This window comes from Enterobacter sp. JMULE2, assembly GCF_013337145.1.
GTDB lineage: Bacteria > Pseudomonadota > Gammaproteobacteria > Enterobacterales > Enterobacteriaceae > Enterobacter > Enterobacter mori.
The window spans coordinates 593,685-613,519 of sequence record NZ_SGWD01000013.1 but is presented as its reverse complement, the minus strand read 5'-3'; the positions used below and the strand labels follow the sequence as shown (position 1 = coordinate 613,519).

Here is a 19,835-nt window from a genome sequence, read left to right as displayed (position 1 = left end):
AGCAGGGCTGATGGTGCTGGTACTTCTCTTTGCAGGTTTTACGCTCCATACGCACTGGAATGCCTTTATTCAGTGGTGCCTCGCCACCCAGATCACCTTACATCGCTATCTGGTGATGTACTTGCTCCAGCTGAATAACCATCAGTACAGCGGCGGTCTGTGGCTACTCACCGGTGCCTTCCTTTATGGCGTACTTCACGCCATCGGACCGGGGCATGGTAAATTCATTGTCACCACCTATCTCAGTACAAATAAAGAAAGCGAATTGGCCGCCCGGGTTGTGCCGTTTCTCGGCAGCCTGATGCAGGGCGTCAGTGCCATACTCTTTGTCTTTATACTGGCGATAGGATTTAACCTCGCCTCGGGGGATATCAGCACCAGCCGATGGTATGTAGAGAAGGTCAGCGCCGTCCTTATTGGCGCATTCGGCGCATATATGATTTATCAGGCACTGAAAAGCCTGCGTCCGCGTCGAATGACAATCTCCTCGATCAAGCCCTTCCACCAGCATGATGAGCATTGCGGTTGTGGTCATCATGGCGTAGGAAGCGATCTGACAAAAGGCGACTGGAAAACGCGTCTGGGCGTGGTGATGGCGATTGGCGCGCGCCCGTGCAGCGGCGCGATCATGATCCTGATGTTCTCGAATGCGCTCGGCATTGTCACCTGGGGGATCGCCGCGGTGATGACCATGTCACTGGGTACAGCGCTTTCTATTATGGGTCTCTCGCTGGCGGTACGTTATGCCCGTGAACGCACGGTGGCGTATTTCGGCGGCGGGTCAACGCTGAGCTGGCTGGTCCCGGTCGTGAAAATCGCGGGAGGGATCGTGCTGATTCTGTTCGCCACCGTCCTGTTCCTGACGGTGATCCCCATCAGCGCCAACGGCGACTACATTGCCGCCGGATGCTAATAAAAGAAAACCCGCCAGCGGCGGGTTTCATTATTACTCGTTAATCCGTGGATGTTGATCAACAAGGCGAGAGCGTTTCTTCTGCAGCTCTTCAATCTCTGCGTCAATATCCTCTATCTTCTGCTCTACGTTATCGTAGTGCTCACGCAGGATCTCTTTTGCTTCCTGAATATCGGATGCCGCAGGCGTCGCCCCTTTCAGAGGACGGTTCGCCGTCTCCTTCATGGTAAGACCGGTTGCCAGACCAATGACTGCAATAACCATCAGATAATAAGCAGGCATCATCAGGTTCTGCGTGCTTTCCACCAGAGAGGCGGCAAGCGTCGGCGTCAGGCCCGCAATCAGAACCGAGATGTTGAACGCCGCCGCCAGCGCACTATAACGAATGTGCGTCGGGAACATCGCAGGCAATGTTGACGCCATCACCCCGATAAAGCAGTTCAGGATCACCGCCAGCATCAGCAGGCCCGCGAAAATCAGACCCAGCACATTACTGTTAATCAGAATAAAGGCAGGGATCGCCAGCGCAAACAGCGCCACACTGCCGAGGATGATGAACGGTCGACGGCCAAAGCGGTCACTCAGCAGCCCCATAATCGGCTGCACAAACAGCATACCCACCATGATCGCGATAATAATCAGCACACCGTGATCTTCCGAGTAGTGCAGGTTATGCGACAGGTAGCTCGGCATGTAGGTCAGCAGCATGTAATAGGTCACGTTGGTGGAAATCACCAGACCGATACAGGTCAGCAGGCTGCGCCAGTGTTTGGTGGCAATCTCTTTGAACGATACTTTCGGGCCTTCCTGCAGCCCTTCGCGGTCTCCCTGCTCCAGCTTTTCAACGTGCTGCTGGAACGCTGGCGTCTCTTCCAGCGCATGACGCAGGTAAAGACCGATGATGCCTAGCGGCAGCGCGATAAAGAACGGAATACGCCAGCCCCATTCGAGGAAGTTCTCTTCACCCACCACGGTTGAAATCAGCACCACGACGCCTGCGCCCATCACAAACCCGGCAATCGAACCGAAGTCCAGCCAGCTGCCCATAAAGCCACGCTTACGGTCAGGTGAATACTCCGCAACGAAGATCGACGCACCGGTATACTCGCCCCCGACGGAGAAGCCCTGCGCCATTTTACAGAGCAGCAGCAAAATCGGTGCCCAGATGCCTATGGTGGCGTAGGACGGTATCAGGCCGATACAGAATGTACTGATCGACATAATAACAATGGTGATAGCGAGTATTTTCTGGCGACCGTATTTATCACCGAGCATACCGAAGAACAGACCACCCAGAGGGCGAATCAGGAAGGGAACGGAGAACGTACCCAGCGCGGCAATCATCTGCAGGCTTGGGTCGGCACCGGGGAAGAACACTTTACCTAATGCATAGGCAACAAAACCGTAGACACCAAAATCGAACCATTCCATCGCATTACCGAGCGAGGCGGCGGTGATCGCTTTACGCAGTTTTGCGTCATCGATAATCGTGACATCGCGAAGCGTAATGGGTTTAACCTTTTTCCTTCTTAGCATAGCTTTCCTCGTAGACTCAGCCCTGTCCGTTCCACAGCTAACTCGCGTTCTGTGAACCTGGGATTCGCTCCATGCGAATCGCCTTATTCAAGCGTAGCAGGTTTACTTACATTGACGTTTCACGTCGATACAACCGAACCTGTTGACGCCTGCCTGGGCAGTTAATGACCTTTTTACCCTACCAGTGTTTATATATGTGATCAACTTCACATATCTTTTTCCTGTTCGTCAAATGACGTCAGACTTTGTCAATTCCTGCGAATGCGTACTTACTCAATCGGCCGAAAAAATATGCTTACGTACGTTATTATTCGGGTCTCAGCAAAAGATTAAGCCACAATCCTTCACATCAGATTTACATAAATTTTAATAATAAAATGCCGCATCCTTTGTTTACATTCATTATGTGATCGAGATAACTAAAACACTGTTTTATTTTCATTGAATCGCAATTCCAAAGATCGCATCATAAATCCGCAAACATCATCTTCAGTGCTTTCGAACAAAAGAAACGGAAGACACTCATTTAATTTTATTGCATGGATACCGAGTTAGCCCCTCAAAAAGGCCGGTAATTCATTGAATTTGTTTATTTATTTTTTTAAGCTTTCCGCCAGATACGCGGGGCGAGATGCGAGGGTTAAACATGAAGATTAAAGCCACAATAGAACGTATCCCCGGCGGAATGATGTTGGTTCCGCTGGTACTTGGTGCGATCTTAAATACACTGGCACCGAATACCGGTGCTTATTTTGGTGGATTCACAAAAGGCATGATTAGCGGAACGGTACCGATTCTGGCGGTATGGTTCTTTTGTATCGGCGCATCCATTAATTTACGTGCCACGGGTACGGTATTACGCAAATCAGGCACACTGGTTATCACAAAAATTGCCGTCGCCTGGGTTGTTGCAATGATCTGTGCGATGTTCATTCCGGAGAACGGCATTCAGACCGGATTCTTTGCCGGATTATCCGTGCTGGCCATCGTGTCAGCGATGGATATGACCAACGGTGGCCTGTATGCCAGCCTGATGAATCAGTACGGCACCAAGGAAGAATCCGGTGCGTTCGTGCTGATGTCGCTGGAGTCCGGCCCGCTGATGACCATGTTGATCCTGGGCTCTGCCGGTCTTGCCTCCTTTGAACCTCACCACTTTGTCGGTGCGATCCTGCCATTCCTGATCGGTTTTGCGCTGGGTAATCTGGATCACGATTTACGCGACTTCTTCAGCAAAGCTACGCCGGTGCTGATCCCGTTCTTTGGCTTCGCACTGGGTAACACGATCAACCTGAACGTGATCCTGGATACCGGCCTGCTGGGTATTGTGCTGGGTGTTGCCGTCATCATCATCACCGGTATTCCGCTGATTATTGCTGACCGCGTGATTGGGGGCGGAAATGGAACCGCGGGTGTCGCCGCGTCTTCGGCCGCCGGGGCTGCCGTCGCAAACCCGGTGATTATTGCCCAAATTAACCCAGCCTTCGAACCGGTCGCCGCGTCAGCCACAGCGCTGGTTGCCGCCAGCGTGATCGTCACCGCGATTCTGGTCCCCATCATCACGGCGCTGTATGCGAAACGCTACGGGAATGTGCAAGAGACCCAGCCTGAACCGAAACCAGTAGAAATGAATCATTAAACCGCACCAAACCATCCCCTCTCCCCTGCGGGGAGAGGGTTAGGGTGAGGGGGAAGGGGTCAGCCAAAAATCTCTTCCACCATCCCATCCACCAGCCGTTTTGCCGAACAGAGCCTTGGCATGCCCAGCGCGACAGTCTGCCAGCTCTGCGTCACCGACCAGCACACCGGATGTTTATCCGCCAGGCACCAGTCCCCCAACCAGCCCAGCATATCCTTGTAATCCATCAGACCGGGGGAGGCGGATGTTGTCAGCCATTGAGGGTAAAAGTGTCGGGTGGTGGGAGAAGCATTAATACCCTGAGCAAGATAATTCGCCGCCATGCTGCGCAGGTTATCCTTGAGCATGGCCGCCACATCGTCATTTGCCAGCCGGCATGCATCACCAAACGGCCCCCAGCGCAACTCTTCCAGAACAACGTAACAGCGGCCAGCCAAAGACCAACTGTCGTATTGACCGGCACGCCAGCGGGTAAAAATCTGCTCGCTATGCTCACCCGCCTGAACCGTGAGCCCACGCTGCGTCAGCGCTTTCTCTTTATAAGCCGCACGCTGGCTAAAGTGAGCGGTGAGTTCTTCATACTGCTGTATAAGACCCGGAGGCTGAACGGTGCGCGGGTTCGTCTGCTGCCGAAGCGCCAGCAATTTATCGGACATACGGGTCAGTGCCAGATGACCAGGATCGAGCATTCCGGCCAGCTTCTCCGCCAGCCCCAGCCGCAATGCCGTATTTTCGGTGAACATTCCCGACATCGCCCACGGCCGTAGCCGGGTGTGCGTCATGATTTCCTGCGTCAAACGTTCACGAAACTGCAGCTGCTGCGGCCCCAGATGGGGATGACGCGCAGCGTCCACGCCCTGAACCAGATCGACCATAAATTTGGGATGAATACACTCCAGCGTCCGCCCGGGACCGTCCAGTAGCTGTGTTGTCATGGTTGCTCTGCCGCGAATAGGGTTTGAATATCATCGCGTAACAGTCGGGTATCTTCCTGAATCCACGTTGCAGTCGTAAGACTTTGCTTCAGCATCTGGCTGAGCGCTCGTGTCGAATGCTCATTTTGCTGACGCACTGCGAGGCTATCACGCAAGCTTTCCTGTAACCCGGTCAGGCATAATGAAAATTCCGCAAAGAATGTCGCCATGCCTGCCGTAACAGAAACATCGACCTGCGCGGCCAAAGCTTTACCTATTTGTTCACAAAACTGGTCGATATGTTGCTTAAATTTGTCATGAAGCTGCGCGATATCGATGACGTATCGTGTACGCGTCGCGACAGCGTCCTCCCAGCCCCAGCCCGGATTGTTCAACCAGCGCGACACGGTTTCACGCATGCTGCCCGTCCCCGAGGTTCGCCCTGCCGGACGGCTATCCATCGCAATGGCATCGTTAAACAGCGCACGCGTGTTGAAGTTCAGCTGATTAGGCTGAAACGCAGGGAAACTGATCCGCGCCCGAAAACCCGCATGGCTCAGCTGCGCTTTAATCCGCGTCTCTATGGGGCGCATGGCCTCATTCAACGAGCGTGCCAGCGTGGATTCCAGCTGATCGAAGCGCAACGCCAGCTCTCGACAGATCTTATCCTGCGCATCCAGCATAATCAGTTCACATGAGGAGCTGATCTTACTCAGTACAATCTGCGCCTGTCCTTCGTCGTCCAGCACCAGATGATGTGCCTCTTCCACTGCGTCGTTTCGCACATTCAGCGGATCGATACCGGCGACCCCCATGATATTGCCGTGACTAAAGACCTGCCCAATCGCCTGTTGCAGCGCGTGCTTTTGCCGCGCCATGAACTCATCTGTTGCGCTAAGCGCCTCTTCAACTTCGTGTTGCACTTCATCGCTGACCACGCTCTGGCGTGTTTTTATCAGCGCCATGTCATCCTCAAGCCGGGCAATATTCAGCTCCAGCTCGTCGAAAGCGACGGTCAGCCCCTGATAGCGAAAATCGAGATACTCCCGGGCATTCTGCGCATAGTTGAGCAGCTTGTGGGACGCCGAACGCAGGGCAAACAGCGAGGCGTTGGCATACGCAGCATAAATCAGCTTACGGATGGGTTGTTCAAACAACGAGTCTTCCCACAGCAGGTCCGCGGCGTGACGGATATGGTCGATATCGTCCAGATCGGCTGTTCGCCAGCGACGTCCCAGCGCCGCCTCGGCAAAATCCTGCACCCAGCGCTGCGCCTGATGGTCAGGGAGCCGTCCGTTAGCAGCCATCTCATAGCGGGCACGATTGGCCAGGTAGGCCCACATCGAGGAAACCGGGTAAATCTGCCCAGGCGAAATATTCCCCTTCATTAATGTGCCGGAAATCAACGCCCGGACCTGTTCCTCGTCATCGCTGTTACGGTCTTTCTGATCGAACTTATTGACCAGCGCATACAGGGGGACCGATTTACCCGCCACCGAGATCGCCTGACGGACCTCTTCATCGGAAATCGATTTGAGCTGGGTGTAGTCCATCACCGCCAGAACAGCCGAGGCGCGAGCCAACTGCTCGCTGAGCATTTTTTGCAGATGCGGCTGTCCGGCTTCATTTGGCCCCGGTGTGTCGAGTAACGTCAGTTGACCCAGATGGGCATCCAGCCCTGCGAGATGGACAAACTCCACCTCAATGACCGGAATATGTTCAATTGCCGTGTATTCGGAAAACGGAAAATCCACGCCCAGCGCCAGAGAGAGGCGTACCAGGTCGTTAAGGCTTTTCAGACAATGGAATATCGGCTCTGCGCCCAGATGATGCTTTTCAAATGGCTCACCTTTTTCGATACGCTCCAGCAGGGTATTCATGTCTTTATCTATTTCCAGACGCTGGGCCAGCTTACCGCGATCGTCATCGCAGAGCTTTTTCTGCAATTGCAGAATCAACGCATCAATAGGAGAGACATGCGAGAAATGAAGTACAGGCTCCTTTTGACCCGGCGTATGGCGGATCAGCGTCGGGAGCGCGGTCATTGGCCGGTTGCGGTTCGGCAATACCTCGGTACCCACAATCGCATTAATGGTGGTTGATTTACCCGCCTTCATGGTCCCGACAATGGCCAATACCATTTCGAGACGGGTTATTTTGCGCAATTCATTATTTAGCATCGCCTGCTGAGCATCGACGCCACGGGCGCTGAAATGTAAAGGCAATACATTATTATTACCGCCTCTCACCGCGGCCGTCGCGCTATCCAGCATCGTACCGGGCATTGATTTCAACGTCTCAAGATTCTGTAGCGCGAGCTGTAACAGACGCTCAGCTTCCTGGCTTAATTCAAAAATGGTCTGTGTGTGCATGATAAAAGCCTTTCCTTAACGCAAATTTATTACTTTTATTAAGCCACTTTGTTTTGATTATGCTGTTTCGGCTTATATGATCACGTATGGAAAACATGTTCGCAAAATATAACCAATTGATGGCAATAAGAAATAAATAACCATCCTTGCAAGGCGTGTAAAACGGCCCCCTTGGCGGAAAGCCAAAAGATAAAAAGCGTAGCTCATTTTCAGGAAACATCAGGATATATCATTGCTATTTACCCACCTAAAAAGAGAGGTAATTCCCCGCCACCATGGGATGAATGGCGTTGGTGAACGTGGATAAATAACAACTTGTTGCTTAACCTTATCCGAAATGGAAGAGCGTAGCAATTTGATGCAATAAAATATTCGATATATTTAGCATCATTTCTTTCCATCGTCTTAATGCGTCAAGCATCGCTTAACTGACTGACAGCAAGTGTCACTCGCCACACAATTTTTGCCTTTTTTTTATTATGCAATAGCACCGACAAAAGTGTGGATTTGCGTTATACTTGCCGCCTTTTTCGGCACTCTGCCGTCATTTAGCTGGCACTTTCCAGCGTGTTAACACTTTTTTGAGGATACCGACATGCAACTCCCACACTGCCCGAAATGCAATTCTGAATACACTTACGAAGATAATGGCATGTTCATCTGCCCGGAATGCGCACATGAATGGAATGACGCAGAGCCGTCGCAGGACAGCGATACCCTCATCGTAAAAGATGCGAACGGCAACCTTCTGGCCGACGGCGACAGCGTCACCGTGGTGAAAGATCTGAAGGTGAAAGGCAGCTCTTCCATGCTGAAGATCGGCACCAAAGTGAAGAATATCCGTCTGGTTGAAGGCGATCACAACATCGATTGCAAAATTGACGGTTTCGGTCCAATGAAACTGAAATCTGAGTTCGTTAAAAAGAACTGATTTATCCGCCCGGTGGCGCTTCGCTTACCGGGCCTACAATAACTAAACTTAATGGGCTTCTCTTACCTGAGGTAATGATTATGCCGTTAAGTCCCTACATCTCTTTCGCCGGTAACTGTGCTGAGGCCACCGCCTTCTATCAGCAGGCCGTCGGCGCAGAACTCCTCTATAAAATCACCTTCGGCGAAATGCCAAAAGACGAAAACAGCGAAGAAGGCTGTCCGTCCGGCATGCAGTTTCCGGATTCCGCCATCGCTCACTCCAACGTTCGCATTGCGGGCAGCGATATCATGATGAGCGACGGGTTGCCGCCCGGCAGCAGCGCGCAATACGCCGGGTTCACGCTAGTGCTCGACACCCAGGACGTGGCAGAAGGTAAGCGCTGGTTCGACAGTCTTGCCGCGGGCGGAAATGTCGAAATGGCCTGGCAGGAAACCTTCTGGGCGCACGGCTTCGGTAAGGTCACCGATAAATACGGTGTGCCGTGGATGATTAACGTCGTTAAGCAACACCAAACGTCGTAGGCCGAATAAGCGCAGCGCATCCGGCAACAGCGCCCGGTGGCGCTGCGCTGACCGGGCCTACAGTGATTGTCATCAAACTCCCCTCAACTCTTCAAATTCCCGCAACCCAGACTTAACCCAAATGTCATATTGATGCGCCAGCATGAGGCCACATTTATTGTGAGGCCCAGCCCATGCAAACCGTCATCCGCGTCGAGAAACTGAGCAAGACCTTCCATCACAACAAGGCGCTGCATGCCGTTGATCTGACCGTCCAGCAGGGCGACATGGTGGCGCTTCTCGGGCCTTCTGGCTCAGGCAAATCCACCCTTCTGCGCCATTTAAGCGGCCTCATTACCTGCGATAAAACCCCGGAAAGTCACGTCGAACTGCTGGGTAACACCGTGCAGCGTGCAGGCCGTCTGGCGAGCGATATTCGCAAAAGCCGCGCCCAGACGGGCTACATCTTCCAGCAGTTCAACCTGGTGAACCGCCTGACGGTGCTGGAGAACGTGCTGATTGGCGCGCTCGGCAGCACCCCGTTCTGGCGCACCTGCCTGCGCTGGTTCTCCCCTTCTCAGAAGCAGGAAGCGTTGCAGGCGCTGACCCGCGTCGGTATGGCGCATTTTGCCCACCAGCGCGTCTCCACCCTGTCCGGTGGACAACAACAGCGCGTCGCCATCGCCCGCGCGCTGATGCAGAAAGCAAAAATCATTCTTGCCGATGAACCCATCGCCTCGCTGGACCCGGAATCGGCGCGCATCGTGATGGAAACTCTGCGCGACATTAACCAGCACGACGGCATCACCGTGGTGGTGACGCTGCATCAGGTGGATTACGCCCTGCGCTACTGCGAGCGCATCGTCGCCCTGCGTCAGGGGCACGTGTTCTTTGATGGCGCGAGCCATCAGTTTGATAACGAACGTTTTGACCATCTCTACCGCAGCATTAATCGCGTCGAAGAGAACGCGCAGGCTGCTTAACGTCCCCATAACGAGGAATGGAAATGAGCTATAAAACGGTTGCCGCGCTGGCCTTCACCAGCATGTTCAGCATCAGCACCCTGTTAAGCCCGGCCTACGCCGAGGAGCAGGAAAAAGCGCTGAACTTTGGCATCATTTCGACGGAATCACAGCAGAACCTAAAGCCCCAGTGGGAACCGTTTCTGAAAGATATGGAAACCAAACTGGGGATCAAAGTGAACGCCTTCTTCGCCCCGGACTACGCGGGCATCATCCAGGGGATGCGCTTTAATAAAGTGGACATCGCCTGGTACGGCAACCTCTCCGCCATGGAGGCAGTAGACCGCGCGAACGGCCAGGTCTTTGCCCAGACCGTTGCGGCAGACGGTTCTCCGGGCTACTGGAGCGTGCTGATCGTGAACAAAGACAGCCCGATCAACAACCTCAACGACCTGCTCGCCAAACGCAAAGAGCTGACCTTCGGCAATGGCGATCCGAACTCCACCTCCGGCTTCCTCGTCCCGGGCTACTACGTCTTCGCCAAAAACAACGCCTCCGCCAGCGACTTCAAGCGCACCGTCAACGCCAGCCACGAAACAAACGCCCTGGCCGTGGCCAACAAGCAGGTGGACGTTGCCACTAACAACACCGAAAACCTCGACAAGCTGAAGACCTCCGCGCCGGACAAGCTGAAAGAGCTGAAGGTTATCTGGAAATCGCCGCTGATCCCGGGCGACCCGATCGTGTGGCGTAAAAACCTCACCGAAAGCACCAAGGAGAAGGTGTACGACTTCTTTATGAACTACGGCAAAACGCCGGAAGAGAAAGCGGTTCTAGAACATCTGGGCTGGGCACCGTTCCGCGCGTCAAGCGACCTGCAGCTGGTTCCGATTCGCCAGCTGGCGCTGTTCAAGCAGATGCAGGGGGTGAAGGACAACAAAGGCCTCAAGGAAGACGAGAAGACCAGCAAAGTCTCTGAAATTCAGGCCCAGCTGGACGATCTCGACCGCCTGACCGCCGCGCTCGGTGCAATGACCAGCGTGAATAAAGCGGTGCAGTAACGCTTTTCGCCCGGTGGCGCTGCGCTTACCGGGCCTACATTTTGGATCGTAGGCCGGATAAGCGTAGCGCCATCCGGCACACAAAGACCCGCGGGGTAACACATGCAAACCATCACCCTCCCACCGCCAAAGCGCAGCTGGTTCTCGCTCATCAGCTGGGCCATCCTGCTGGCGGTGCTGGTTATCTCCTGGAAGGGCGCGGAAATGGATCCGCTGCTGCTCTTCAAAGATTCCGGCAACATGGCCACTTTCGCCGCCGACTTCTTCCCGCCGGACTTCAGCCAGTGGCAGGACTACCTTGGCGAAATGGCGATCACCCTGCAAATCGCCGTCTGGGGCACCGCTCTTGCCGTCGTTATCTCCATTCCGTTTGGCCTGATGAGCGCCGAAAACATCGTGCCGTGGTGGATATACCAGCCGATGCGTCGCCTGATGGATGCCTGCCGCGCCATTAACGAAATGGTGTTCGCCATGCTGTTCGTGGTCGCCGTCGGCCTGGGTCCGTTCGCGGGCGTGATGGCGCTGTTCATCCACACCACAGGCGTGCTCTCCAAGCTGCTCTCCGAAGCGGTCGAAGCCATCGAGCCCGGCCCGGTAGAAGGCATTCGCGCAACGGGCGCCAACAAAATCGAAGAGATCCTTTACGGCGTCCTGCCTCAGGTGATGCCGCTGCTGATCTCCTACTCCCTGTACCGATTTGAGTCCAACGTCCGCTCCGCCACCGTGGTCGGCATGGTGGGCGCAGGCGGGATTGGCGTCACCCTGTGGGAAGCCATTCGCGGTTTCCAGTTCCAGCAAACCTGCGCCCTGATGGTGCTCATCATCGTCACCGTCAGCCTGCTGGATTTCCTCTCTCAACGTTTGCGTAAGCACTTCATCTGAGAAGCGAGGCTTTGTTTTCTATGCACTTATCCAGACATCCGACCAGTTACCCCACCCGCTGGCAAGAGATTGCGGCAAAGCTCGAAGTGGAGTTGCGCACGCACTACCGCTGTGGAGACTACCTGCCCGCCGAGCAGCAGCTTGCCGACCGCTATGAGGTGAACCGACACACCCTGCGCCGCGCCATTGACCAGCTGGTCGAGCGCGGCTGGGTCCAGCGCCGTCAGGGCGTGGGCGTGCTGGTGCTGATGCGCCCGTTCGACTACCCGCTAAACGCCCAGGCGCGCTTTAGCCAGAACCTGCTGGATCAGGGCAGCCACCCTACCAGCGAAAAGCTGCTCTCGGTATTGCGCCCGGCCTCCAGCCACGTGGCGGACGCGCTGGGCATTCAGGAGGGCGATAACGTCATCCACCTGCGCACGTTGCGCCGGGTGAACGGCGTGGCGGTATGCCAGATAGACCACTACTTCGCGGACCTCGCCCTCTGGCCCGTGCTCCAGCGTTTCTCCAGCGGCTCGCTACATGATTTTCTTCAGGATGCGACAGGCATTGCGCTCAAGCGCACCCAGACGCGCATCAGCGCCCGTCGCGCGCAGGCGAAAGAGAGCAAGGTCCTCGAAATTCCCAACATGGCTCCGCTGCTCTGCGTACGCACCCTCAACCACCGTGACGGCGAGATCAACGCGACGGAATACTCCGTCAGCCTGACCCGCGCCGACATGATCGAATTCACCATGGAGCACTGAATGCACTTCGACATCTCCACCCGACAGCGCTGGATGCGCGTGCTGGCCCACAGCCAGCCTGCTGCGCTCTCTGCCCGCATGAGCGCCCTTAACCTGGCACCTGATTACGACACCCTCCGCGCACCGGAGATTGGCCTCGTTCAGATCCAGGCGCGCATGGGCGGCACCGGCGAGCGCTTCTTCGCCGGAGACGCCACCCTCACCCGCGCCGCAATCCGCCTGAACAGCGGCACGCTGGGCTACAGCTACGTGCTGGGGCGCGACAAAGCCCACGCCGAGCGCTGCGCGGTGATCGACGCGCTTTTACAGGAACAGCCGCATTTCCAGACGTTAATGGAAACCCTTATTGCCCCGCTGGAAGCCGACCGCGCCGCGCGCATTGCCGCACGTCAGGCCGAAGTGAACACCAGCCGGGTCGACTTCTTTACGCTCGTTCGCGGAGACAACGCATGACGCTTCAACCTGCTTTAACCCTGGCCGTCCAGGATGCCCAACACAGTTTTCGTCGCCTGCTGAAGGCGATGAGCGAGCCGGGCGTGATCGTCTCGCTGCACCAGCTTTCACAGGGCTGGCTGCCGCTGAACCTGGCGACCACCAGCGTGCTGCTGACCCTTGCCGACAACGACACGCCTGTTTGGCTTTCAGGCGCATTATCCAACGATATCGCCAGCCAGAACCTGCGTTTTCACACCAGCGCCCCGCTGGTCGATCAGCCCCAGCAGGCAATCTTTGCCGTGGCCGATGAGCAAATCAGCCATGAACAGCTTAACGCCCTGAGTGAAGGCAGCGCCGTCGCCCCGGAGACCAGCGCCACGCTGATCCTGCAGGTTTCCAGCCTGAGCGGCGGCCGCATGCTGCGCCTGACGGGCGCAGGCATCGCCGAAGAACGCATGGTCGCGCCGCAGCTGCCGGAGTGCATCATTCACGAGCTGACCGAGCGCCCGCACCCGTTCCCGCTGGGCATTGACCTGATCCTGACCTGCGGCGAGCGCCTGCTGGCGATCCCGCGGACCACCCACGTGGAGGTGTGCTGATGTACGTTGCCGTCAAAGGGGGCGAAAAAGCGATCGCCGCCGCCCATGCGTTGCAGGCGCACAGACGACGGGGCGATGAACGGCTTCCCGAGCTGAGCGTCGCCCAGATTGAGCAGCAGTTAAACCTCGCCGTCGATCGCGTGATGACCGAGGGCGGCATCGCCGACCGCGAGCTGGCGGCGCTGGCCCTGAAGCAGGCCAGCGGCGATAACGTCGAAGCCATCTTCCTGCTGCGTGCCTACCGCACCACGCTTGCCAAACTGGCGGTGAGCGAGCCGGTCAACACGGCACAGATGCGCCTGGAGCGCCGCATTTCTGCCGTTTATAAAGACATTCCCGGCGGCCAGTTGCTTGGCCCCACCTACGACTACACCCATCGCCTGCTGGATTTTACCCTACTGGCGAACGGCGAAGCACCGCAGCTCAGTACCTCTGACGCCGAACAAGAACCGTCTCCGCACGTCTTCAGCCTGCTGGCGAAACAGGGTCTGGCGAAGGCGGAAGAAGATTCTGGCGCGCAGCCGGATGACATCACCCGCACGCCGCCGGTTTACCCGTGCTCGCGCTCGTCCCGCCTGCAGCAGCTGATGCGCGGCGACGAAGGCTATCTGCTGGCGCTGGCCTACTCCACCCAGCGCGGCTACGGGCGCAACCACCCGTTTGCGGCCGAGATCCGCAGCGGCTATATCGACGTCGAAATCGTGCCGGAAGAGCTGGGTTTTGCGGTAAACGTCGGCGAACTGCTGATGACCGAGTGTGAAATGGTGAATGGTTTTGTCGCGCCCGAAAATGAAGACCCTCACTTTACCCGCGGCTACGGGCTGGTGTTCGGCCTCGGCGAGCGCAAAGCCATGGCAATGGCGCTGGTCGACCGCGCACTCCAGGCATCGGACTACGGCGAGCACATTGCAGGCCCGGCGCAGGACGAAGAGTTCGTGCTGGCCCACGCGGATAACGTTGAGGCCGCCGGTTTTGTCTCGCACCTCAAGCTGCCGCACTACGTCGATTTCCAGGCTGAACTGGAACTGCTGAAACGCCTGCAACGGGAGCGCACCAATGGCTAACTTAAGCGGCTACAACTTTGCCTATCTGGACGAGCAAACCAAACGCATGATCCGCCGCGCGATACTGAAAGCGGTGGCCATTCCGGGCTATCAGGTGCCGTTCGGCGGCCGCGAAATGCCGATGCCCTACGGCTGGGGCACGGGCGGTATTCAGATCACCGCCAGCGTGATCGGCGAGGCGGACGTGCTGAAGGTCATCGACCAGGGTGCCGACGACACCACCAACGCCGTGTCGATCCGCAGCTTCTTTCAGCGCGTCACCGGCGTCAATACCACCGAAAAAACCGAAGACGCGACGCTGATCCAGACCCGTCACCGCATCCCCGAAACCCCGCTGACGGAAGATCAGATTTTGATTTTCCAGGTGCCGATCCCGGAGCCGCTGCGCTTTATCGAGCCGCGCGAAACCGAAACCCGCACCATGCACGCGCTGGAAGAGTACGGGGTAATGCAGGTGAAGCTGTATGAGGATATCGCCCGCTTCGGCCATATCGCCACCACCTACGCCTATCCGGTGAAGGTAAACGGGCGCTACGTCATGGACCCGTCGCCGATCCCGAAATTCGATAACCCGAAGATGGACATGATGCCCGCCCTGCAGCTGTTCGGCGCCGGGCGTGAAAAACGCATCTACGCCGTCCCGCCGTACACCCGGGTGGAGAGTCTCGATTTCGACGATCACCCGTTTACGGTGCAGGAGTGGGACGAACCGTGCGCCATCTGCGGCTCCAAACACAGCTATCTGGATGAAGTGGTGCTGGACGATACGGGCAAACGGATGTTTGTCTGCTCCGACACCGATTACTGCCGCCAACAGAGCGAGGCGAACGGCCAATGAAACCGCTGCTTTCGGTTAATCACCTGACTCACCTTTATGCGCCGGGCAAAGGCTTCAGCGATGTCTCCTTCGAGCTGTGGCCGGGCGAAGTGCTGGGGATCGTCGGCGAGTCCGGCTCCGGCAAAACGACGCTGCTGAAGTCCATCTCCGCGCGCCTCGCGCCGCAACACGGTGAGATCCTGTATCAGGGACGCTCCCTCTACGGCATAAGCGAGGCCGAGCGCCGCCGCCTGCTGCGCACCGAGTGGGGCGTGGTGCATCAGCACCCGATGGATGGCCTGCGCCGTCAGGTCTCCGCCGGGGGCAACATCGGCGAACGCCTGATGGCCACCGGCGCGCGCCATTACGGCAACATCCGCGCCACCGCCCAGCACTGGCTGGAGGAGGTGGAAATCCCCGCCTCGCGCATCGACGATCTGCCGACAACCTTCTCCGGTGGGATGCAGCAGCGTCTGCAGATCGCACGCAACCTGGTCACCCACCCGAAGCTGGTGTTTATGGATGAACCCACCGGCGGGCTGGACGTCTCCGTGCAGGCGCGCCTGCTCGACCTGCTGCGCGGTCTGGTGGTGGAGCTGAACCTTGCGGTGGTGATTGTCACCCACGATCTGGGCGTCGCACGCCTGCTGGCGGACCGTCTGCTGGTGATGAAGCAGGGTCAGGTGGTGGAAAGTGGGCTAACCGACCGGGTACTCGACGATCCGCACCATCCGTACACCCAGCTGCTGGTGTCGTCCGTGTTGCAGAATTGAGGGCGCCACCCCGGCAAAACGCACACCGCACCTTGTAGGCCGGGTAAGGCGAAGCCGCCACCCGGCAAAACGAATCGCGAGGCCAACATGATCCACGTACAAAACGTCAGTAAAACCTTTGTGCTCCACCAGCAAAACGGCGTGCGCCTGCCGGTGCTGCAAAACGCCTCGTTAGAGGTCAGCAAGGGCGAATGCGTAGTGCTGCACGGCCACTCCGGCAGCGGAAAATCCACCCTGCTGCGCTCCCTGTACGCCAACTACCTGCCGGACGAAGGCCACATACGCATTCGCCACAACGATGAGTGGGTCGATCTGGTTCAGGCTCCGGCGCGCAAGGTGCTGGACGTGCGCCGCACGACGATCGGCTGGGTTAGCCAGTTTCTGCGGGTGATCCCGCGGATCTCCGCCCTGGACGTGGTCATGCAGCCGCTGCTGGATCTCGGCGTGCCGCGCGAAACCTGCGCCGCCAAAGCCGCCAGCCTGCTAACGCGCCTCAACGTGCCTGAACGCCTGTGGCACCTTGCCCCGTCGACCTTTTCCGGCGGCGAGCAGCAGCGCGTTAACATCGCGCGCGGGTTTATCGTTGACTACCCGATTTTGCTGCTGGATGAACCCACCGCCTCGCTCGACGATAAAAACAGCGCGGCAGTGGTTGAGCTGATCGAACAGGCCAAAGCGCGCGGCGCGGCGATCGTCGGGATCTTCCACGACGAAACCGTACGCAGCCGCGTGGCGGACAGACTGCACACGATGGGGAACGACGCATGATTATCAATAACGTCAGGCTGGTGCTGGAAAATGAAGTCGTTGATGGCTCGGTTGAAGTTCATGACGGCGTTATTCGCGCCTTTGCCGAAACCCAGAGCCGTACCCCTGAAGCGATGGACGGCGAAGGCGGCTGGCTGCTGCCGGGGCTGATTGAGCTGCATACCGATAATCTGGACAAATTCTTCACCCCGCGCCCGAAGGTGGACTGGCCCGCCCATTCGGCGATGAGCAGCCACGACGCGCTGATGGTCGCCAGCGGCATCACCACCGTGCTCGACGCGGTGGCCATTGGCGACGTGCGCGACGGCGGCGATCGCCTGGAGAATCTGGAGAAGATGATCAACGCCGTGGAGGAGACGCAAAAACGCGGCCTCAACCGCGCCGAGCACCGTCTGCACCTGCGCTGCGAGCTGCCGCACCACACTACCCTGCCGCTGTTTGAAAAGCTGGTCGGGCGCGAGCCGGTCTCGCTGGTCTCCCTGATGGACCACTCGCCCGGACAGCGCCAGTTCGCCAACATTGAAAAGTATCGCGAATACTATCAGGGCAAATACTCGCTCAACGACGCCGAGATGGCGCGCTACGAAGAAGAGCAGCTGGCACTTGCGGCACGGTGGTCGCAGCCGAACCGCCTCTCGATTGCCGCGATGTGCCGTGACCGCAACATCGCGCTGGCCAGCCATGACGACGCCACGCACGATCACGTGCGCGAATCCCACCGACTTGGCAGCGTGATCGCCGAATTTCCCACCACGTTCGAAGCCGCGGAAGCCTCACGCAGGCACGGCATGAACGTGCTGATGGGCGCACCGAACATCGTGCGCGGCGGATCGCACTCCGGTAACGTGGCGGCAAGCAGGCTCGCCTCCCTCGGCCTGCTGGATATTCTCTCGTCCGACTACTACCCCGCCAGCCTGCTGGATGCGGCGTTCCGGGTGGCGGACGACGAGGGCAACACTTTTACGCTGCCGCAGGCGATTCGCCTGGTGACGAAAAACCCGGCCACCGCGCTCAATCTTCACGATCGCGGGGAAATCGCGGAAGGTAAACGTGCGGATCTGGTGCTCGCCCACCGCAAGGGCGAACACGTTCATATCGACCACGTCTGGCGTCAGGGAAAAAGGGTGTTCTGATGGGAAGACTCATCTGGTTAATGGGGCCGTCCGGCTCCGGGAAAGATAGCCTGCTGTCGGCGCTGCGGCAGCAGGAACACGCGCGACTATTGGTCGCGCACAGGTACATCACCCGCGCGGCCAACGCCGGAAGCGAAAACCATATCGCCCTGAGCGAGCAGGAATTTTTTACCCGCGCCGGGCAAAATCTGCTGGCGCTGAGCTGGCACGCCAACGGCTTTTACTATGGCGTGGGCATCGAAATCGACCTCTGGCTGCACGCGGGTTTTGACGTGCTGGTTAACGGCTCGCGCGCGCATCTACCGCAGGCGCGTTCCCGATATGAAGCGGCGCTGCTGCCGGTCTGTTTAGAGGTGTCGCCGGAGATCCTGCGTAACCGCCTGCAAAATCGTGGCCGCGAAAGCGCAAAAGAGATAGACCAGCGCCTGGAGCGTGCGGCGCGCTACACCCCGTCGGGCTGTTACGTCCTCAATAACGACGGAAGTTTGCTACAGTCAGTCGAGACCTTTTTAACGCTGATCCGCCAGAAGGAGAAACAGCATGCCTGACTGCCAGCTTCGCCCCGCAACCGCCGACGATGCGCAGAGTGTTTACGCCCTCATCTGCGAACTTAAGCAGGCAGAATTCGATCATCAGGCGTTTCACGCGGGCTACCTTGCCAACCTGCAGGATCACAACATGCGCTACCAGCTTGCCGAATTGGACGGGCAGGTCATCGGCATGATCGGTCTGCACATGCAGTTTCACCTGCACCATGCGCGTTGGATCGGCGAGATCCAGGAGTTGGTGGTGATGCCGCAGGCGCGTGGGCACAAAGTGGGCAGCCAGCTTCTGGCATGGGCGGAAGCGATCGCTCGCCAGGCGGGTGCTGAGCTAACGGAGCTCTCCACCAGCGTAAAGCGCACTGATGCCCACCGTTTTTACGTGCGTGAAGGGTATACGCAGAGCCATTTCCGATTCACCAAACCGCTGTAGAGGTGCGTTATGAGTCTGACCATCACGTTGACGGGGACGGGTGGCGCCCAGCTGGTGCCGGTCTTTGGCTGCGACTGCGCGGCCTGCCGCCGGGCGCGCCTGCAGGACAGCTATCGCCGTCGCCCCTGCAGCGCAGTAGTCAAATTCAACGATGCAGTGACGCTGCTGGACGCGGGCATTCCGCACCTGATGGACGACTGGCCCGCGGGCAGCTTTCAGCAATTTTTGCTCACGCACTACCATATGGATCACGTTCAGGGGCTGTTTCCCCTGCGCTGGGGCGTGGGCGCGACGATTCCGGTTTACGGTCCGCCGGACGAAGCGGGATGCGACGACCTGTTTAAGCACCCGGGGATTCTGGATTTCAGCCACACGCTGGAGCCGTTTGTGATGTTTGAACTCCAGGGGCTGCGGGTCACGCCGCTACCGCTCAACCATTCCAGACTGACCTTCGGCTATCTGCTTGAATCGGCCCACAGCCGGGTGGCCTGGCTTTCCGACACCGCCGGACTGCCGGAGAAAACGGTGAAGTTCCTGCTCAACAACCAGCCGCAGGCGATGATTATCGACTGCAGCCATGAACCGCGCGAGGAAACGCCGCGCAACCATTGCGACTTAACTACCGTGATTGCGCTGAACGAGGTCATTGGCTGCCCGCAGGTGATCCTGACGCACATCAGCCATCAGCTTGACGTGTGGATGATGGATAACCCGCTGCCGGAGGGAATTGAGGCGGGGTATGACGGGATGGTGCTGGTGCTCGACTGAGTTTTGCCGGGTGGCGGCTGCGCCTTACCCGGCCTACGGCCCAG

At 57.6% G+C, this 19,835-nt stretch carries 21 protein-coding genes; 18 read left to right on the top strand and 3 right to left on the bottom strand.

What is annotated here, in order from left to right; genetic code table 11:
• A partial coding sequence (locus EXW94_RS15165; RefSeq protein WP_375336646.1) for a nickel/cobalt transporter occupies nucleotides 1-913 on the top strand: 913 nt, incomplete at its 5' end.
• Nucleotides 914-946: 33 nt separating this feature from the next.
• On the opposite strand, the gene proP is transcribed toward EXW94_RS15165, so the two are convergent.
• Nucleotides 947-2,449 (bottom strand): glycine betaine/L-proline transporter ProP, encoded by a 1,503-nt coding sequence (gene proP, locus EXW94_RS15160; RefSeq protein WP_089598654.1) that lies wholly within the window; start codon nucleotides 2,447-2,449, stop codon nucleotides 947-949.
• Between the two features lie 646 nt (nucleotides 2,450-3,095).
• Between proP and kdgT the strand changes: the two genes are divergently transcribed.
• On the top strand, nucleotides 3,096-4,088 hold the full coding sequence (kdgT, locus tag EXW94_RS15155; protein ID WP_042719120.1) for a 2-keto-3-deoxygluconate transporter: 993 nt from the start codon (nucleotides 3,096-3,098) through the stop codon (nucleotides 4,086-4,088).
• Nucleotides 4,089-4,147: 59 nt separating this feature from the next.
• Here kdgT and EXW94_RS15150 read toward each other — a convergent pair whose 3' ends face one another.
• Nucleotides 4,148-5,023 carry a diguanylate cyclase regulator RdcB family protein gene (locus EXW94_RS15150; protein ID WP_100167240.1) on the bottom strand — a complete coding sequence of 292 codons (876 nt, stop codon included), beginning with the start codon at nucleotides 5,021-5,023 and terminating at the stop codon, nucleotides 4,148-4,150.
• Nucleotides 5,020-7,374 (bottom strand): clamp-binding protein CrfC, encoded by a 2,355-nt coding sequence (gene crfC / locus EXW94_RS15145; protein WP_174340415.1) that lies wholly within the window; start codon nucleotides 7,372-7,374, stop codon nucleotides 5,020-5,022. Before crfC ends, EXW94_RS15150 begins: the two co-directional genes overlap by 4 nt.
• Before the next feature lie 595 nt (nucleotides 7,375-7,969).
• Between crfC and EXW94_RS15140 the strand changes: the two genes are divergently transcribed.
• The 16 genes from EXW94_RS15140 to phnP all read left to right on the top strand — a co-directional run bounded on the left by EXW94_RS15140 (nucleotide 7,970) and on the right by phnP (nucleotide 19,791).
• Complete coding sequence (locus EXW94_RS15140; RefSeq protein WP_042719123.1) at nucleotides 7,970-8,305, top strand: zinc ribbon domain-containing protein YjdM; 336 nt, start codon at nucleotides 7,970-7,972, stop codon at nucleotides 8,303-8,305.
• Nucleotides 8,306-8,385: 80 nt separating this feature from the next.
• Entirely contained in the window at nucleotides 8,386-8,829 is a 444-nt protein-coding gene (gene yjdN, locus EXW94_RS15135) for a VOC family metalloprotein YjdN (protein ID WP_120159834.1), read from the top strand.
• Between the two features lie 173 nt (nucleotides 8,830-9,002).
• Nucleotides 9,003-9,791 carry a phosphonate ABC transporter ATP-binding protein gene (gene phnC / locus EXW94_RS15130; protein WP_089598650.1) on the top strand — a complete coding sequence of 263 codons (789 nt, stop codon included), beginning with the start codon at nucleotides 9,003-9,005 and terminating at the stop codon, nucleotides 9,789-9,791.
• Between the two features lie 23 nt (nucleotides 9,792-9,814).
• Nucleotides 9,815-10,831, top strand: coding sequence for a phosphonate ABC transporter substrate-binding protein (phnD, locus tag EXW94_RS15125; RefSeq protein WP_042719126.1), 1,017 nt, complete (start codon nucleotides 9,815-9,817; stop codon nucleotides 10,829-10,831).
• Nucleotides 10,832-10,933: 102 nt separating this feature from the next.
• Nucleotides 10,934-11,713 (top strand): phosphonate ABC transporter, permease protein PhnE, encoded by a 780-nt coding sequence (gene phnE / locus EXW94_RS15120; protein WP_174340414.1) that lies wholly within the window; start codon nucleotides 10,934-10,936, stop codon nucleotides 11,711-11,713.
• A 20-nt stretch (nucleotides 11,714-11,733) separates the two neighbouring features.
• The gene (gene phnF, locus EXW94_RS15115; protein WP_042719130.1) at nucleotides 11,734-12,459 is read left to right on the top strand and encodes a phosphonate metabolism transcriptional regulator PhnF; all 726 of its coding nucleotides are present in this window, start codon (nucleotides 11,734-11,736) and stop codon (nucleotides 12,457-12,459) included.
• Nucleotides 12,460-12,912 (top strand): phosphonate C-P lyase system protein PhnG, encoded by a 453-nt coding sequence (phnG, locus tag EXW94_RS15110; RefSeq protein ID WP_174340413.1) that lies wholly within the window; start codon nucleotides 12,460-12,462, stop codon nucleotides 12,910-12,912.
• Entirely contained in the window at nucleotides 12,909-13,493 is a 585-nt protein-coding gene (phnH, locus tag EXW94_RS15105; protein ID WP_174340412.1) for a phosphonate C-P lyase system protein PhnH, read from the top strand. Before phnG ends, phnH begins: the two co-directional genes overlap by 4 nt.
• Nucleotides 13,493-14,557, top strand: a complete 1,065-nt coding sequence (locus EXW94_RS15100; RefSeq protein WP_174340411.1) for a carbon-phosphorus lyase complex subunit PhnI — start codon at nucleotides 13,493-13,495, stop codon at nucleotides 14,555-14,557. Before phnH ends, EXW94_RS15100 begins: the two co-directional genes overlap by 1 nt.
• Nucleotides 14,550-15,395 (top strand): alpha-D-ribose 1-methylphosphonate 5-phosphate C-P-lyase PhnJ, encoded by an 846-nt coding sequence (phnJ, locus tag EXW94_RS15095; RefSeq protein WP_023310087.1) that lies wholly within the window; start codon nucleotides 14,550-14,552, stop codon nucleotides 15,393-15,395. The genes EXW94_RS15100 and phnJ overlap by 8 nt, the downstream gene beginning before the upstream one ends.
• Nucleotides 15,392-16,147 (top strand): phosphonate C-P lyase system protein PhnK, encoded by a 756-nt coding sequence (gene phnK, locus EXW94_RS15090; protein WP_042719135.1) that lies wholly within the window; start codon nucleotides 15,392-15,394, stop codon nucleotides 16,145-16,147. Before phnJ ends, phnK begins: the two co-directional genes overlap by 4 nt.
• Nucleotides 16,148-16,234: 87 nt before the next feature.
• The gene (phnL, locus tag EXW94_RS15085) at nucleotides 16,235-16,915 is read left to right on the top strand and encodes a phosphonate C-P lyase system protein PhnL (protein ID WP_174340410.1); all 681 of its coding nucleotides are present in this window, start codon (nucleotides 16,235-16,237) and stop codon (nucleotides 16,913-16,915) included.
• Nucleotides 16,912-18,048: an alpha-D-ribose 1-methylphosphonate 5-triphosphate diphosphatase gene (phnM, locus tag EXW94_RS15080; protein WP_174340409.1), complete on the top strand. Its 1,137-nt coding sequence runs from the start codon at nucleotides 16,912-16,914 to the stop codon at nucleotides 18,046-18,048. The genes phnL and phnM overlap by 4 nt, the downstream gene beginning before the upstream one ends.
• Nucleotides 18,045-18,596, top strand: coding sequence for a ribose 1,5-bisphosphokinase (phnN, locus tag EXW94_RS15075; RefSeq protein ID WP_174340423.1), 552 nt, complete (start codon nucleotides 18,045-18,047; stop codon nucleotides 18,594-18,596). Before phnM ends, phnN begins: the two co-directional genes overlap by 4 nt.
• Nucleotides 18,589-19,023, top strand: a complete 435-nt coding sequence (gene phnO, locus EXW94_RS15070; RefSeq protein ID WP_100167231.1) for an aminoalkylphosphonate N-acetyltransferase — start codon at nucleotides 18,589-18,591, stop codon at nucleotides 19,021-19,023. The genes phnN and phnO overlap by 8 nt, the downstream gene beginning before the upstream one ends.
• A gap of 9 nt (nucleotides 19,024-19,032) precedes the next feature.
• The gene (gene phnP, locus EXW94_RS15065) at nucleotides 19,033-19,791 is read left to right on the top strand and encodes a phosphonate metabolism protein PhnP (protein ID WP_174340408.1); all 759 of its coding nucleotides are present in this window, start codon (nucleotides 19,033-19,035) and stop codon (nucleotides 19,789-19,791) included.
• Nucleotides 19,792-19,835 lie beyond the last annotated feature (44 nt).

Coding starts and splice junctions, on each gene's coding strand:
- yjdN (WP_120159834.1), top strand. CDS start 8,386: ATGCCGTTAAGTCCCTACATCTCTTTCGCCGGTAACTGTGCTGAGGCC.
- crfC (WP_174340415.1), bottom strand. CDS start 7,374: ATGCACACACAGACCATTTTTGAATTAAGCCAGGAAGCTGAGCGTCTG.
- proP (WP_089598654.1), bottom strand. CDS start 2,449: ATGCTAAGAAGGAAAAAGGTTAAACCCATTACGCTTCGCGATGTCACG.
- kdgT (WP_042719120.1), top strand. CDS start 3,096: ATGAAGATTAAAGCCACAATAGAACGTATCCCCGGCGGAATGATGTTG.
- phnJ (WP_023310087.1), top strand. CDS start 14,550: ATGGCTAACTTAAGCGGCTACAACTTTGCCTATCTGGACGAGCAAACC.
- phnF (WP_042719130.1), top strand. CDS start 11,734: ATGCACTTATCCAGACATCCGACCAGTTACCCCACCCGCTGGCAAGAG.
- phnG (WP_174340413.1), top strand. CDS start 12,460: ATGCACTTCGACATCTCCACCCGACAGCGCTGGATGCGCGTGCTGGCC.
- phnE (WP_174340414.1), top strand. CDS start 10,934: ATGCAAACCATCACCCTCCCACCGCCAAAGCGCAGCTGGTTCTCGCTC.
- phnL (WP_174340410.1), top strand. CDS start 16,235: ATGATCCACGTACAAAACGTCAGTAAAACCTTTGTGCTCCACCAGCAA.
- phnO (WP_100167231.1), top strand. CDS start 18,589: ATGCCTGACTGCCAGCTTCGCCCCGCAACCGCCGACGATGCGCAGAGT.
- phnD (WP_042719126.1), top strand. CDS start 9,815: ATGAGCTATAAAACGGTTGCCGCGCTGGCCTTCACCAGCATGTTCAGC.
- EXW94_RS15150 (WP_100167240.1), bottom strand. CDS start 5,023: ATGACAACACAGCTACTGGACGGTCCCGGGCGGACGCTGGAGTGTATT.
- EXW94_RS15100 (WP_174340411.1), top strand. CDS start 13,493: ATGTACGTTGCCGTCAAAGGGGGCGAAAAAGCGATCGCCGCCGCCCAT.
- phnP (WP_174340408.1), top strand. CDS start 19,033: ATGAGTCTGACCATCACGTTGACGGGGACGGGTGGCGCCCAGCTGGTG.
- phnC (WP_089598650.1), top strand. CDS start 9,003: ATGCAAACCGTCATCCGCGTCGAGAAACTGAGCAAGACCTTCCATCAC.
- phnH (WP_174340412.1), top strand. CDS start 12,909: ATGACGCTTCAACCTGCTTTAACCCTGGCCGTCCAGGATGCCCAACAC.
- phnK (WP_042719135.1), top strand. CDS start 15,392: ATGAAACCGCTGCTTTCGGTTAATCACCTGACTCACCTTTATGCGCCG.
- EXW94_RS15140 (WP_042719123.1), top strand. CDS start 7,970: ATGCAACTCCCACACTGCCCGAAATGCAATTCTGAATACACTTACGAA.
- phnM (WP_174340409.1), top strand. CDS start 16,912: ATGATTATCAATAACGTCAGGCTGGTGCTGGAAAATGAAGTCGTTGAT.